Origin of the sequence: Corynebacterium meitnerae, assembly GCF_027570075.1 — a bacterium.
Taxonomy (GTDB): domain Bacteria; phylum Actinomycetota; class Actinomycetes; order Mycobacteriales; family Mycobacteriaceae; genus Corynebacterium; species Corynebacterium meitnerae.
This window is the reverse complement of the sequence record NZ_JAKMUS010000036.1, coordinates 1-1,191: the sequence shown is the minus strand read 5'-3', so window position 1 is coordinate 1,191 and position 1,191 is coordinate 1. Positions and strand designations below refer to the sequence as shown.

The 1,191-nt window shown below is 53.8% G+C and carries 2 protein-coding genes; both read left to right on the top strand.

Annotated features, from left to right (window positions below; translation table 11 throughout):
* Positions 1-456 (top strand): hypothetical protein (locus tag L8U60_RS10710; RefSeq protein ID WP_269966352.1); only part of this gene is annotated, 456 nt, incomplete at its 5' end.
* Positions 457-524: 68 nt separating this feature from the next.
* A partial coding sequence (locus L8U60_RS10870) for a DDE-type integrase/transposase/recombinase (RefSeq protein WP_269966351.1) occupies positions 525-1,191 on the top strand: 667 nt, incomplete at its 3' end.

The following is a 1,191-nucleotide window of genomic DNA, read 5'->3' as shown; positions in this document are numbered from 1 at the left end:
CCGTTGACGCAGGAGTCCATGACATTCCTGACGCGTTCTTATACCAGCCTTCCTTTTGGCCAAAAGAAGGCATTTCTTGCCGAGCATGGCCTTAACCGTGTCACTATTCATAGGTGGATACACCGGCTTGCAGAAAAATCCCAGCTCAAGCCGCGCCAGCATAAGGAGGTAACTATGGATCACACACCTGAGGATTTCGATGCCGTCCGCAAGGCGGTGGCGAAGATTCTGGCTGAAAATGAACAACTGAAAAAGGATCTGGCGAAAGCCAACCGCACCATCAACCAGCAAGGCAAAGAGATCGATAAATGGGAAAAGACCAGTGATGTTTTGGGAAAAGCTTTAGCGTCCATGCCCGATCTTCCTGGCGTGGACTACGACGCGGAGGAAAACCCCTATCCCAAGAGCATCAACGCCGCTATGAAGCTGGCCGACAAGAAGAACAACACCTCATAGACGCACTGGTTCAAGCAGGTCATTCCCGCACGAAGGCATGCCGTTTGCTGGGGGTAAGCCGTAGCCGCGTGTACTACCAGGACAATCCAAGGCCACGTGTTGCACACCCCATCGCCCACCGGGACCGCAATATTGCGCGTTTATCGAGCACCCACATCGACAACATCCTGGCGCTGCTTGATGCCAACCCGTATTCAAGTGTGGATGATGTTTTCCACAACGCGTTTAACCACGGATGCTATATCGCCAGCTTGCGCAGCTTTTACCGCGTAGCCAAAGCCCATAACAGGCTGCTAAAACAACGCTACCCCAGCAGCCGCCGGCGGCGGACAACCAAAATCAGAAACAACCAGCCACCCCACGTTGTCGCTACTCAACCTGGCACTGTTTTGTGCTGGGACATCACATTCCTACCAGGGGCACTCATGGGTGAAACATACGCCTGCCACACCGTTATCGACCTGTACTCACGCGCAGTAGTTGGCGCTGTGGTCTCAACCAGTGAAAACAGCCGTGCAGCAGCAGCCATGTTTGCCCGCATCCTTGATGACCACCCACATATCCACACCGTTCATTCCGACAACGGTGCAGCAATGACAAGCACAACCCTTGCCCGACTATTTAGCAGCCGAGGAATACGCCAATCCTTCAGCCGACCACGCACCAGCAACGACAACCCCCACATCGAATCGCTGTTCCACACCATGAAAGGAACCCACTACTACCCACGAGTAT